Annotated in this window: 10 protein-coding genes; 3 read left to right on the forward strand and 7 right to left on the reverse strand. The window is 61.1% G+C overall.

Annotated elements, in window-relative coordinates; all coding sequences use genetic code 11:
- Nucleotides 1-3: 3 nt before the first annotated feature.
- On the reverse strand, nucleotides 4-1,692 hold the full coding sequence (locus VW35_RS07150; RefSeq protein WP_046142257.1) for a tetratricopeptide repeat protein: 1,689 nt from the start codon (nucleotides 1,690-1,692) through the stop codon (nucleotides 4-6).
- A gap of 338 nt (nucleotides 1,693-2,030) precedes the next feature.
- Here VW35_RS07150 and VW35_RS07155 point away from each other — a divergent pair, with 338 nt between their 5' ends.
- Nucleotides 2,031-2,477 (forward strand): hypothetical protein, encoded by a 447-nt coding sequence (locus VW35_RS07155; RefSeq protein WP_046142258.1) that lies wholly within the window; start codon nucleotides 2,031-2,033, stop codon nucleotides 2,475-2,477.
- A 256-nt stretch (nucleotides 2,478-2,733) separates the two neighbouring features.
- On the opposite strand, the gene VW35_RS07160 is transcribed toward VW35_RS07155, so the two are convergent.
- The 3 genes from VW35_RS07160 to VW35_RS21520 all read right to left on the reverse strand — a co-directional run bounded on the left by VW35_RS07160 (nucleotide 2,734) and on the right by VW35_RS21520 (nucleotide 4,670).
- A complete protein-coding gene (locus VW35_RS07160) occupies nucleotides 2,734-3,264 on the reverse strand; it encodes an MgtC/SapB family protein (protein WP_046142259.1) in 531 nt (176 codons plus the stop codon).
- 64 nt (nucleotides 3,265-3,328) lie between these two features.
- Nucleotides 3,329-4,381, reverse strand: a complete 1,053-nt coding sequence (locus VW35_RS07165; RefSeq protein WP_046142585.1) for an NAD(P)-dependent alcohol dehydrogenase — start codon at nucleotides 4,379-4,381, stop codon at nucleotides 3,329-3,331.
- A 127-nt stretch (nucleotides 4,382-4,508) separates the two neighbouring features.
- Entirely contained in the window at nucleotides 4,509-4,670 is a 162-nt protein-coding gene (locus tag VW35_RS21520; RefSeq protein ID WP_161796869.1) for a hypothetical protein, read from the reverse strand.
- A gap of 127 nt (nucleotides 4,671-4,797) precedes the next feature.
- Here VW35_RS21520 and ade point away from each other — a divergent pair, with 127 nt between their 5' ends.
- Together ade and VW35_RS07175 are read left to right on the forward strand one after the other, a co-directional pair.
- A complete protein-coding gene (gene ade / locus VW35_RS07170; RefSeq protein ID WP_046142586.1) occupies nucleotides 4,798-6,507 on the forward strand; it encodes an adenine deaminase in 1,710 nt (569 codons plus the stop codon).
- Between the two features lie 3 nt (nucleotides 6,508-6,510).
- A complete protein-coding gene (locus VW35_RS07175; RefSeq protein WP_083982497.1) occupies nucleotides 6,511-8,133 on the forward strand; it encodes a CocE/NonD family hydrolase in 1,623 nt (540 codons plus the stop codon).
- Between the two features lie 3 nt (nucleotides 8,134-8,136).
- Here VW35_RS07175 and VW35_RS07180 read toward each other — a convergent pair whose 3' ends face one another.
- Genes VW35_RS07180 through VW35_RS07190 form a run of 3 tightly spaced genes read right to left on the reverse strand, consistent with a single transcriptional unit; the run spans nucleotide 8,137 to nucleotide 12,879 of the window.
- Nucleotides 8,137-10,299, reverse strand: a complete 2,163-nt coding sequence (locus VW35_RS07180; protein ID WP_046142260.1) for a malate synthase G — start codon at nucleotides 10,297-10,299, stop codon at nucleotides 8,137-8,139.
- 55 nt (nucleotides 10,300-10,354) lie between these two features.
- Nucleotides 10,355-11,656, reverse strand: a complete 1,302-nt coding sequence (gene guaD, locus VW35_RS07185; RefSeq protein WP_046142261.1) for a guanine deaminase — start codon at nucleotides 11,654-11,656, stop codon at nucleotides 10,355-10,357.
- Nucleotides 11,653-12,879, reverse strand: a complete 1,227-nt coding sequence (locus VW35_RS07190; protein WP_046142262.1) for a urate hydroxylase PuuD — start codon at nucleotides 12,877-12,879, stop codon at nucleotides 11,653-11,655. Before VW35_RS07190 ends, guaD begins: the two co-directional genes overlap by 4 nt.
- Nucleotides 12,880-13,053 lie beyond the last annotated feature (174 nt).

Consider the following 13,053-nt stretch of genomic DNA (forward strand, 5'->3'; position numbering starts at 1 on the left):
ACGCTAGAAGGCAGTTACCAGTGCGAGGGGCGGGACACCTGCCTCGATCAGGGCCGTGCGGATGCGATTGAGCAACTCGTTATCTGGCACCCGCCGTCGCAATTGCGTGATGATCCCGGCATTACGGAAAGCCGGAACGTCGAGCACGCGCGGCAATTCGCGAACCACCTGCGCCTCGTTTTCCATGCCCTCTGCTGCAATGATCGCAAGGATCGGGCCGAGTTCTCGGTCGGCGCGCGAATAGGTCTGGGCATAGAGCGCGGCCTTGGCAAAATCGCCTGTGCGCAGCGCCGCCAGCGTCGGAACGCCATAGTACCAATCCGGGATGATCGAATAGACATCGATCGCCCTTTGCGCCATCGGCACCGCCTGATCGAGATTGCCCATGAAGGCCAGATGCCGCGCATGGGCTGCTAGCGCGTCGATATTGGACGGGTTGATCTGCAGAGACGTTCCATAAGCAGTTTCGGCCAGTTCGTGCTCGCCGAGGGTTTCATGAAGCCGCGCCCGCTGCTCCCAGGCAAAGCTGCTTGTGGGATCGGTGCGGATCGCCTGGCTTAGAAGCGTCGCTGCATTGCCGTAGCGTTCAAGCTGCTCCGACGTTGAAATGCGCCCCACCGCTTGCGTCTCGGCTATGAGGCTCGCAACCGCCGCGAGCGCAATGGCTGTCTCCTGGTCGGCCTGAGGCAGCGCCGCGTAGCAATCCTTGGTCCGTTCTGCCGCGCCGATCGTCGAAGTCTCGCGATACATCGTAAAAAGCAGGCGACAGAGATAGAGATTTTCGCTGCCGGCAATACTGCCATTTGCCAGAAATCTTCGCGCCTTGATATGCAGCGGGCCACGCGGATTGCCGAGCACGTCCATGAGATCCGTCGAAAGCCGATCGATGCGGTTCGGATCTGCCAATTGATCCTGCCGCAGCGTCAACGACCGATTCCAGATCGCGCTATTGGACGAGAGATCGGTGAGGACCACGCTATATTGGACATTCTGAGGCTCTGCTGGATCGCGCCTGACGATGCCCGTCAGCACATAGCCATGACTGGCGGCCACTGTGTCTGGGATATCGCCCCGCCCTCCATAGCCAACGGTGAGAAAACTTAGCGGCCGCATGCGATCGACAAGCTCGAGCGCCAGCCCCGAAACGGCGGCGGCAATCGACGCGTCGCCCGTCAGGCTCTGGAATTCCATGATTGTCAGGTTAGGCTGGATGATCGCGTTGCTCGTAACGCCTACGGAAGCCGGCCGCGGCCCCCAGTTCGAAATTGAATAAGCAAGAATGCCGATGCCGATCGTGATGAACAGCAGCACGAACCACGAGACGGTAATCTGCCCTGGCGAGACCGATCCTGCTGCCGCAGGCGCTCCCGGAATCGCTCCCTCGCTTACGGCCTGTGTTTCGGCCTGAGCCTGCGCAACATCCAAGGCAATAAAGTTCGGCACATACCGGCCAACGGGCAGCTCGATTCGCACAGGGTCCGACCCGCCAGGCCCGCGATAATATTGATCGAGCAAACCACGCAGCCGGCGGGCCTGCACCCGAACGATCGGATCGCTTTGCGGATCGAAATCGGCTGGCCGGCCGAACACGTCCACGGCAATGGAATAAGCTTTGATCGATTGACTGTCGCCATCGAGCGTCTTGCGCACGATATAGTCGACGAAACGCATCAGCTGCGGCGATCTGGCCATTTCAGACCAAGTCGTTAGCCGGTCGAGTGCGGCTAGCACCGCATCCCTCTTTGGTGCGTCTCCTGACAATTTAACCCCCATCCAGAGGTTAAGTGATACCGCTTACATGTAAAACGCAAGCGCAGGTTACGTGAATTTTACGCGAGTTTGCCTAGCCGCGACCGCCCGATGCGGTCATTAGGCCGGTGTCGGTTCCGTGAACGCGACGCGTTGCCGGCGTCTAGGCCCTGCCGGCTCCTGTGTACATCCTTGAATATGAAGCACTCTTCAAGCCGCGGCGGCCTTGGAGAGTTTGCACGAGTGTCATTGCCCGATCGTTTTTGGGCAAGAGGTAAGCGTTGATAACCCCGTTGCACCCTGTCCCGTTTATCGGGCTCGTCGATGACGATCACCATTCCGCTTATCTGTTCGCAAGGACAATAGCGGCATTCGGCGTCGGCGATACACGACATCTGGGCGGCGAGATCGAGGCATGCGGAGAGCTGGCCCGTGTGCTCAATGACCCAAGGGCGAATTGGCCCGATCTACTGGTGGTCGATCTCAGGGCTCACAGTGGCGCGACGCTGGACTTCCTCCGTCGCCACGCGGCGACTTTATACGACAAGGGCGTAACGCCCGTCGTCATGGTGCCGCCCACGGATCGGGCGGAGCGAACCAGATATCTAGAAGACGGCGCCGCGGCCGTTTTCTTCCGCCAACCGGAACGCGACGCCTATCGGCGCGAACTGGCTGGCATCCTCGATTTCCGGGCGCGAAACGCGCGCCTGGACGCTGTTGGCATGTAGCTCCTGCGTCCACAGGTTACATGCCATGGCGGAAGGCGGCATTGCATGGCCCGGGTTCACTCGGGCTGCTGCATTCCCAAATGCTGCTTTCCGCCCTCTGGACAAGGCATCGATCTGCACCGTCGATGCCTGGTGCGCCGGCTCGGCTCCAAACGGCCGGCGCGGAGGCACGGCCGCGATACCTCCCGATCGCGGTCGTACGGGGGGAGAAGCATTTTACCGGGCAGCGCGACGTCCCTCAGCGCTCCGGTATCTTTCATGCTTCTCCCCGCGGCCTCGCGCCTTCGTCCATTGCGGTAAATTCGTCCCCACCAGCCCTGCGTCCGACGAGACGATGCGACACCGCCCGCAACGCTGCCAGCACCAGCACCGCTAGAATCGTCGTTCCGGCCGCCACCGTATAAAAGCCGAGCGCGCTCGCCACGCCCACCGCCCCCGCCAGCCACATGCCGGCGCCCGTCGTCAGCCCCTGAATCGTGCCGCCGCTGCGGAAAATGGCCCCCGCCCCCAGAAAGGCGATGCCTGCCGTAACCGCTTCCACCGCACGGATCGGATCGGATTGGCCATTGCCCACTTCGATCGTGTGAAAGATCTCGAAGGTCAGGATGGTGAAAAGCGCAGCCGCCACGGCGATGAGGATATGCGTGCGCAGCCCTGCTTCTGCCGTGCGGATCTGCCGCTCGAAACCGATAATGGCCCCGAGCACGGCAGCGATGGCCAGCCGGATGGCCATGATGTGCTCGGGAAGATAGGTCTCGGTCATGCCGAAACTATTGCCGGTATCCATTGCGTCCCCTGTCCGATTGCGACGTTTTGGTTACAATCGGAGAGGGACGGGTTGGTTCCGGGCTTTAGCCTTGATCGGCCACGCGAATTTGCAGTTTCACGTCGCTCGGCCGGGCTTCGACGGCCCGGTCGAAAGCGCGCTTGGCGTCCTCGAACGCGAAGGTCTCGGAGATCAGCGGCTTGAGATCGACCTTGCCCGAACCGATCAGCGCGATGGCCCGGTCGTATTGATGGGCATAGCGGAAGACGTTCTCGATCCGCAGCTCCTTGGTCGAGGCGGCCACGATATCGACCTTGATCGGCTCGACCGGCAGCCCCACCACGACGATGCATCCACCGGGGCGCGGCAAGTCCATGATCGTTTCCCAGGCCTTCGGGGCGCCCGAACACTCGAAAACGACATCGGCACCCCAGCCTTCCGTCACCTCGGCTACCTTCTCGGCCAGCGGCGTGTCACGGATATTAACCGGAATGATGCCTTGGTAGCGCGCTGCGATGTCGAGCTTGGGCTGGGCGAGGTCCGCCACGATAACACGCGCGCAGCCGCCTGCGAGCGCCGCCAGCGCCACCATCGTGCCGATGGGGCCGGCGCCAAGCACCACTGCCGTATCGCCCGGGGTAATGCGCGCTTTTGTCGCCGCCTGCATGCCGATGGCAAAGGGCTCCACCATGGCGCCTTCGGCAAAGCTCACATTGTCCGGCAGCTTGAACGTATAGTTGGCCGGATGCACGACTTCGGGCGTCAACACGCCATGGATGGGAGGTGTCGCCCAAAACCGTACGGCAGGATCGACATTGTACATGCCGAGGCGGCTGGCGCGCGAATTGGCGTCGGGAATGCCCGGCTCCATGCAGACGCGATCACCCACCTTGAGGTGGCTGACCCCCGCACCAACCTCGACCACCGTGCCTGAAGCCTCGTGACCCAAGACCATCGGCTCGTTGACGATGAACGGCCCGATCCGGCCGTGGGTGTAATAGTGGACATCCGACCCGCAGACGCCGACCGTGTGGATGGCAATGCGCACCATGCCTGGGCCCACCTCGAGCGGCATATCGATCTCACGCAGATTGAGTTCATGCTGCTTTTCCAGCACCAGCGCGCGAACCCTGGCCATGCTTACCTCCATCCCGGTTTTGCCGATCACTATCCTATCGGCGCACGGTCTTCCAGACATAGCAAAGCCCCGCATTGCACGTGGGCATTGCGGGGCTGGATGTAATCCTGGACGATAACACGCGGCGTCAGGTCGTCGGCGCCGGCATGGCCATGCTGTAGATGATGAAGATCACGACGAAGGCGACGACGACGCCGATGAGCGAGAACACCAGCACGCGCGAATTCATCTTGCGCGGACTAGCCTGGCGCGCTTCCGTTGTCGACTTCTTGGGATCGTAGGTTTGCATTCAGGGTGCCCTCTCGAAAAAGCTTCGATAAATCCAACGCCCGCCGCACAACGCGGTTCCGTCGCAGGGCTTGACGCAAGCGGCAACCCGGCCCAGCTTCGGCATGACCAGCCGAAAGACCGTATCGATGACCACCCCCGCCCTTCTTACCCGCATGATCATGGCCGGACAGGGTAAGGAGCCGGCGGACCTCGTCATTCGCAATATCGGCATGCTCGATGTCATCACCGGCGCAGTCACCGTTACCGATATCGCCATCGTCGGAGATCGCATCGTCGGCACGCATGCGAAATACGAAGGAAAGTCCGAGATCGATGGCAGCGGCCGCTTTGCCGTGCCTGGCTTCATAGATACGCATCTTCATATTGAATCGTCTTTGGTCACCCCGCTCGAATTCGATCGCTGCGTGCTGCCTCATGGCGTCACCACCGTGCTCTGCGATCCCCATGAAATCGCTAATGTGCTGGGCGCAGAAGGCATCCGCTATTTCCTAGAGAGCGCCGAGCGCACCATCATGGATGTGCGGGTCAACCTCTCCTCCTGCGTGCCGGCCACGCCCTTCGAGACGGCGGGTGCGCAACTCGAGATCGACGACCTCCTGCCCTTCCGCAGCCATCCCAAGGCGCTTGGCCTTGCCGAGATGATGAATTTTCCCGGCGTCCTCAACGCCGATCCAGGCATCCTCGCCAAGCTCGTCGCCTATCAAGATGGTCACATCGATGGCCACGCGCCGCTGCTCCTCGGCCAGGGTCTCAACGGCTATCTTGCGGCCGGCATCCGCACCGACCACGAGGCGACGACGGCAGGCGAAGCGCGCGAAAAGCTGGCCAAGGGCATGGCCATCCTCATCCGCGAAGGCTCGGTCTCCAAGGATCTCACGGCGCTGGCCGAAATTCTCGACGAAAACACCTCCGCTTTCGTCGCGCTCTGCACCGATGATCGTAATCCCCTCGACATCGCCGAGGAAGGCCACCTCGATAGCTCCATTCGCCGGCTGATTGCCATCGGCCGGCCGCTTCACCACGTCTATCGTGCGGCAAGCCATTCGGCCGCGCGGATCTTTGGGCTTCGGGATCGCGGGCTCTTGGGTCCCGGCTGGCGCGCCGATATCGCCATCGTCGATAGCCTTGAAGAGTGCCGCGTCTCCGACGTCATTGCTGCCGGCCGCCGCGTGAACACCGGACTCTTCGATACGCGCGGCACCGTGGAGCCGGTCGGTCTCAATTCCGTTAAAGCCAAGCCAGTCACCGCCGAAGCCTTCGTCACCGCGCCGAAGCCCGGGCAGAACCGTGTCCCGGTTATCGGCGTAAAGCCTGGTCTCATTCTGACCTTCCGTGAGGAAGCGACGCTCGCCACCACCGACAAGGGCCTGCAGCCCGATCTCGAAGCCGACGTCATCAAGGTCGCCGTCATCGAGCGCCATGGCAAGAACGGCAATATCGGCCGCTCCTTCGTCACCGGTTTTGGCCTCAGGCGCGGTGCCATCGCCTCTTCCGTCGGCCACGACAGCCACAATATCACGGTGGTCGGCGCAACCGACGAAGATATGGCCGTGGCGGTCAATCGGCTGATCGAACTAGGCGGCGGTTTCGTCACTGCCGATGGCGGTCGAGTGACCGCCGAGCTCGCCTTGCCCATCGCGGGGCTCATGAGTCTCAAGAGCTTCGAAGACGTGGCACACGACCTTCACGAACTTCGCGACGCAGCAAAAGACCTGGGTTGCGTCCTGCCGGAACCGTTCCTCCAGGTCGCCTTCCTCGCCTTGCCTGTCATCCCGCACCTCAAGATGACCGACCGCGGTCTCTTCGACGTCGATAAGTTCGATTTCGTGAGCTGAGCGATGAGCCTCTCTTCACTCTATCTCGCCTGGATCGAAGACCTGCCGCCCAGACTTAACGCCGTCAAGAAAACTCGCGGCCTTTCGCTGGAAATGGATGATGGGGTCATCCTCAAGACAGATCACTATGCTCCAAAAGCCGAAGGCCCACATCCCACCATACTGATGCGCTTGCCCTATGGTCGCCGCGGCTTTGGAGCCGTCTGCGAAGCCTATGCCGAGCGCGGCTTTCATGTCGTCATTCAGGCGTGCCGCGGCACGGAGCGATCAGGCGGAGAATTCGATCCCTTCTCCAACGAGCGCGCCGATGGCCTCGCAACGCTGAGATGGATCGAAAAACAGCCCTGGTTCGACGGTCGCATCGGCCTTACCGGGCCAAGCTATCTCGGCTATGCCCAATGGGCGATCTCGGATGCCCTGCCCCCGATATCGGCCATGGCCACCAAGGTCACGACCTCCAACTTTCGCCCGGTTGTCTTTCCCTCTGGCGCCTTTCATCTCAATCTCTGGCTATCCTGGGTCCAGGTCATCGAAGGCCTCCGAACCCGGCCCCTGGCCACCGCGGCCCGCATGTTCTCCGGAGATATCGAGCGCCGCACAGAACGCGCAGCCAGCGTCCTGCCGCTCGTCGAAGCCGACAAAATCGCAGTCGGCCACAAGATCCCGTTCTGGCGCTATTGGTTTGAACACGCGATCGGCAGCGACGAGTTCTGGACCGAGATCGACCATAGCCATCGTCTTTCGGAATCCACCCCGCCGGTACACTTTATCTCCGGCTGGTACGATTTCATGCTCGACCCGCTGCTCGAAGATTATCAGCGGCTCGTCGCGCTTGGTCATACGCCCTATCTCACCATTGGCACCTGGTTTCACATTGCCGAGGAGCTGCAGCGGGATAATCTTCTCGAGACCATCATCTGGATGCGCGCCAAACTGCTTGGCGATCCCTCCGGACTCCGCCGCAATCCCGTGCGTATCCACATTTCCGGCATAAACGAGTGGCACGAATTCGATCGCTATCCGCCAGGGTCTTCTGACCCGATCACGCTTTCTATCGGCCCTGAACGCCGACTTTCAGAGTCGCCGGACAGCGACGGCGGTGACCGATATCGCTATGACCCGAACGATCCGACGCCGAACCTTGGCGGCGCCATCTTCGCCTTCACCGGGGCTGGCGCGGTCGATAACGCATCGCTCGAAACCCGCAACGACGTCCTGACCTATACCGGTCCGGTCCTTCTTCAGAAGCTGACGATCATCGGGCAGTGCCAAGTTAGGTTGGCAGCGCGCTCAAGCCTGCCCAACGTCGATTTCTTTGTCCGCCTATGCGATGTCGGCCCGGACGGCGTGTCGCGCAACATCTGCGACGGGTTTTTGCACGTCACCCCAGAGACCGCACCCGACGGCGACGGCCGCTTGGCCCTGACCCTCAAGCTCCACGCGACCGCGCATAGCTTCCTGCCCGGCCATCGCCTTCGGCTTCTAATCGCCTCGGGCGCCCATCCGCGTTACGCGCGCAATCCGGGCTCGGGGGAGCCGATCAACACGGCAGCGACCCTGGTCCCAAATGACATTGAAATCTTCCATGCCGGCACCGCGATCACGCTGCCCACCTACAAGATCTGACCTTTACTTCGCGTCCCGCGCCTTCACCTTCCGGCGCGCAGCGTGGAGGATCGGCTCGGTATACCCGCTTGGCTGGTCGACCCCCTTGAGCGCCAGGTCGAGCGCGGCCTGGAACGCCACTGACTGGTAGTTCTCCGCCATCGGCCGATAGATCGGATCGCCCTCGTTCTGCTCGTCGACCACCTTGGCCATGCGCTCGAAGACCGAAGTTACCTCGTCGCGGCTGACCAGGCCATGACGCAGCCAGTTGGCCACTGCCTGCGAGGAAATGCGGCACGTGGCGCGATCTTCCATCAGGCCGACATTGTTGATGTCCGGCACCTTGGAGCAACCGACCCCTTGCTGCACCCAGCGCACCACATAACCCAAAATGCCCTGGGCGTTGTTTTCGAGCTCGCGGGTGATTTCATCGCGACTCAAGGAATAGGGCACCTGCACCGGCATCGAGAACAAGTCCGACAGCGGCGGAACGGCCTGGTTGTGGCGGCGCGCCTGCGCCGCGAACACATCGACTTGGTGATAATGCAATGCATGGAGGGTCGCCGCAGTTGGCGATGGCACCCAGGCTGTGTTGGCGCCGGCATTGGGATGGCCGATCTTGGCGTCCATCATCGCCGCCATGTCGTCCGGCCGGGCCCACATTCCCTTGCCGATCTGTGCCTTCCCGGAAAAGCCGCAGGCAAGTCCGATCAGGACATTGCGGTCCTCATAGGAGCTGATCCAGCGCTCGGACTTGATCTCGTCCTTGCGCAAGACGGCGCCCGCTTCCATCGAGGTATGGATTTCATCGCCGGTGCGATCGAGGAACCCGGTATTGATAAAGAATACGCGGCTGCGCGCTTCATGGATAGCGGCCTTGAGGTTGGCCGATGTCCGGCGCTCCTCGTCCATGATGCCGATCTTGATCGTATTCGGCTTGAGGCCAAGGAAACCTTCTACCGACGCAAAGATCGCACAGGCAAAAGCCACCTCTTCCGGGCCATGCATCTTGGGCTTGACCACATAGATCGAGCCGGTGCGCGAATTGTTGCCCTCGTCGTGCATGGCGCAAAGCGCCGTCACAGCAGCATCCATCAGCCCTTCGCCGATCGGCTTGCCATCGAGCAGCACCGCATCGGTCGTCATCAGATGGCCGACATTGCGCACCAGCAGGAGCGAGCGCCCCTTAAGCACCAGCGGCTGCCCATTGGTGTCCTTATAAGTCCGGTCCGCCTTGAGCTTGCGGGTAATCGTCTGCCCGCCCTTCTCGAACGTGTCTTCGAGCGTCCCGGTCATGAGGCCGAGCCAGTTGCGGTAAACCCCGACCTTATCTTCGGCATCGACCGCCGCGACCGAATCCTCGCAATCCTGGATCGTCGTCAGCGCCGCCTCGACGACGACGTCGGAAAGCCCCGCCTTGTGCGCCGACCCGATCTGGCTCTTTGGGTCGATGATCAGAACGACATGCAGCCCATTGTGCCGGAGGACGATCTCGCCGTTTTCCTCGGTTCCGGCAAAGCCGACGAAGCTCGATGGGTCGCGTAGGCCAGTGCGGCCGGCGGCAGTATCGACTTGCAGGTGCCGCACGCCGTCGATGTTAACGAGATGGTACCCGATAACGTCCGAATGGCTGCCGGTTGCCAACGGAAATGCCTCATCGAGGAACTGCGCTGCACGCGCCACGACCGCCGCACCGCGAGCGGCATTATAGCCCTTCCCCGGCGCCAGATCGCCCTCGCGCCCAATGATATCGGTGCCATAAAGCGCATCATAAAGGCTTCCCCAGCGCGCATTCGCGGCATTGAGCGCATAGCGCGCATTCGACACCGGAACGACGAGCTGCGGCCCGCAAAGGCTCGAGATTTCCGGGTCGAGATCCGTCGTCTCGATCGTAAAATCCTGAGGCTCTGGAACGAGATAGCCGATATCCTTGAGGAAGAACTCATACCCCTGCGGATTGTTGGCAACCGGCCCATACTTGTGGTGCCAGTCGTCGATCTTGCTCTGCAAATCGTCGCGCTTGGCCAGCAGCCGCGCATTGGTCGGCGCATGAGTCGCCACCAGCCCGGCAAAGCCGCTCCAGAACTGGTCCGCAGTGATCGAAAGCCCGGGAAGCGCCTCTTTCTCGACGAAATCCACCAGCAAATGATGCACGGACAATCCGGATTTCGTCAGGTAGTCGCTCATGCCTGGAACCTCTCGATAACAGTTTGGCGACAGCTTTAGGCCATCGCAGGCGGTGTCACAACCCGCCTAAAGTTGACTTCGCCCTTGCGCCAGCAACATAGACCTCGGCGATCGCACGATCATCGCCAAGCGTCTGCAGCACGAAGAGTTCTTCCACGATCGTTTCGACCGACCCCATCCGCATACGCATGGTCGGCGTTGCCCGCGCGTCAAGCACCACCAGATCCGCCGCGCGTCCAGGCGCCACACTGCCAATCGTTTCTGCGAGGCCTAGCGCCTCGGCATTGCCGCGTGTCGCGAGGTGAAACGAAGCGAGCGGGTTAAAACTCTGCTTGCGCAGCTGCAGCACCTTGAACGCTTCGTCCATGGTTTTCAGCATGGAAAAGCTTGTCCCCGCGCCGATATCCGTCGCAAGCCCGATCCGCACCCCATGCTTGAGAAGCCGCTCGCGATCGAAAAGTCCGGAGCCGAGAAAGAGGTTCGAGGTCGGACAAAACACCGCCACCGAGCCGGTCTCCGCGATCACTGCCGTCTCACGGTGATTGAGATGGATCGAGTGCCCTAGAAGCGTCCTCGATCCCAAAAGTCCGTACTGCTCATAAATCCCCGCATAATCCGGCGCCTCGGGATAAAGCTCCATGGAATATGAGATTTCGGCGTCATTCTCGCTGAGATGGGTCTGCACATAGCAGTCCCCATGCTCGGCAACGAGCGCCCGTGCCATCTCCATTTGCTCAGGCGTCGATGTGATGGCAAACCGCGGGGAAATAGCATAAAGCCCCCTGCCCCGCCCATGCCAGCGCGCGATCAGCGCCTTGGTGTCGTCGTAGCCAGATTGCGCAGTATCCAGCAGCTCCTCCGGCGCATTCCGGTCCATCATCACCTTGCCGCCGATCATCAACATATTGCGCCGCTGCGCCTCGGCAAAAAAGGCATCAACCGAGCGCGGATGGCTCGAGCAATAAGCGACCGCCGTCGTCGTACCATGCCGGATCAGCGCGTCATAAAAATCGACCGCGACCGCATCGGCATGGCCCTGCTGGGCAAATTTCTGTTCCTCGATGAAGGTATAGGTGTTGAGCCAATCGAGAAGCGAGCCGGCATAGGACGCCATCATGTGGCTCTGCACATAATGAAGGTGCATGTCGATGAAGCCGGCCATGATCAGGTGCGGCCGGTGATCGATGATCGCCGCATCGCCCGTTTCCGCCCCGGCAAAAGCGCCTACCGCGACGATAGTCCCATTCTCGACGCTGATGGCACCGTCTTCGAGATAAAGGTAGCTGTCCTTATCGTCGATGCCGTCGGGCGCGCGATGAAAGCTGAGCACGCGCCCACGTAGGATAGTCCGGCTCACGAGCCTGAACCCTCGCGGAACCACTGAACGAGAATTGCCCGTTCCTTGGCGGTCATTTCGGTGACATTGCCCGGCGGCATCGCGTGCGCGTAGCCTGCCTGCATGGCGATGTCCTTGGCGTGGTTGGCAATGGCGATGTCATTGTCCAGAATGACATTCTTCGGGGCCTCATAAACCCCTGGCCAGACTGGCTCTGCCGTATGGCACATCGAGCACCGCGTCTGGACGGTCTGGCTCGCCAGCTTGAAATGTTCCGTCGCCATGAAGCGCTCGCCTGTCGCGCTGGCAACTGCTGGCGTATCGATCCCAGGCAACTTTGGCGCCGTCGACAGCCAGGCAATGGTGATAAAGAGAATGACCGCCACGGCCCAGGTCCAGTGCGGATTGCCCTTTCGCGCGTGGCGCGTGTTGAAATAGTGCCGAATGACAACGCCGACGAGGAAGATCAGCGAAGCAATTATCCAGTTCCACTGCGTGGCAAAAGCCAAAGGATAGTGGGACGAGAGCATGAAGAAGATGACAGGCAGCGTCAGGTAGTTGTTGTGAAGGCTCCGCTGCTTGGCGATCTTGCCGTACTTTGCATCGGGCACCTTTCCCGCCTTGAGATCGGCCACCACGATCTTCTGGTTCGGGATGATGATCATGGCAACGTTCGCCGCCATGATGGTCGCTGTAAACGCGCCCATATGCAGCATCGCCGCTCGGCCGGTGAAGAGCTGCGTATAGCCCCAGCTTGCGGCAACGAGGATCGCGAACAGCACCAGCATCAACCCAGTGGTCGATTGCCCTATCGGTGATTTGCAGAGAGCATCATAAAGCACCCAGCCGAGCACGATCGAACCGATCGATAAGAGGATTGCCCCCCAGCTCGGGATATCGAGCACATTGCGATCAACGAGATAGATGTCGGCGCCGACGTAATAGATGAGCGCCAGCAGCATGGCACCGCTCATCCAGGTCCAGTAGCTTTCCCATTTGAACCAGGTCAGGTGTTCCGGCAAAAACTCCGGCGCCACCAGGTATTTATTGATGTGATAAAATCCGCCGCCATGCACCTGCCATTCCTCGCCATGGGCCAGCGGTGGCAGGCTCGGCGTCTTGCGCAGGCCGAGGTCGAGCGCGATGAAATAGAACGAAGACCCAATCCAGGCTATGGCGGTGACGACGTGCAACCACCGCACGGCAAACATCAGCCACTCATAGAAAATTGCAAGATCGCCCATCTATCCCAATCTCCACTCTGCCCCCGCCTCTTGCGGGAGAGGAACAGGACTTTCGCGTCCAGCGAAATCCAGCGTGAGGTGTGCTCTCCTCCGCAGAAGAGCTTGTCGCCGAAACGCGGACCCCTCATCCGCCCATCGGGCAACTTCTCCCGCGAGGGGAGAAGGCAACCACCG

The sequence above is a fragment of the Devosia soli genome (genome assembly GCF_000970455.1).
Classification (GTDB): domain Bacteria; phylum Pseudomonadota; class Alphaproteobacteria; order Rhizobiales; family Devosiaceae; genus Devosia; species Devosia soli.

What these genes read in the sequence shown, in the direction of transcription:
- VW35_RS07150 (WP_046142257.1), bottom strand. Translation starts at nt 1,692, where the DNA reads ATGGCCAGATCGCCGCAGCTGATGCGTTTCGTCGACTATATCGTGCGC.
- VW35_RS07160 (WP_046142259.1), bottom strand. Translation starts at nt 3,264, where the DNA reads ATGGATACCGGCAATAGTTTCGGCATGACCGAGACCTATCTTCCCGAG.
- VW35_RS07165 (WP_046142585.1), bottom strand. Translation starts at nt 4,381, where the DNA reads ATGGCCAGGGTTCGCGCGCTGGTGCTGGAAAAGCAGCATGAACTCAAT.
- VW35_RS21520 (WP_161796869.1), bottom strand. Translation starts at nt 4,670, where the DNA reads ATGCAAACCTACGATCCCAAGAAGTCGACAACGGAAGCGCGCCAGGCT.
- ade (WP_046142586.1), top strand. Translation starts at nt 4,798, where the DNA reads ATGACCACCCCCGCCCTTCTTACCCGCATGATCATGGCCGGACAGGGT.
- VW35_RS07175 (WP_083982497.1), top strand. Translation starts at nt 6,511, where the DNA reads ATGAGCCTCTCTTCACTCTATCTCGCCTGGATCGAAGACCTGCCGCCC.
- VW35_RS07180 (WP_046142260.1), bottom strand. Translation starts at nt 10,299, where the DNA reads ATGAGCGACTACCTGACGAAATCCGGATTGTCCGTGCATCATTTGCTG.
- VW35_RS07190 (WP_046142262.1), bottom strand. Translation starts at nt 12,879, where the DNA reads ATGGGCGATCTTGCAATTTTCTATGAGTGGCTGATGTTTGCCGTGCGG.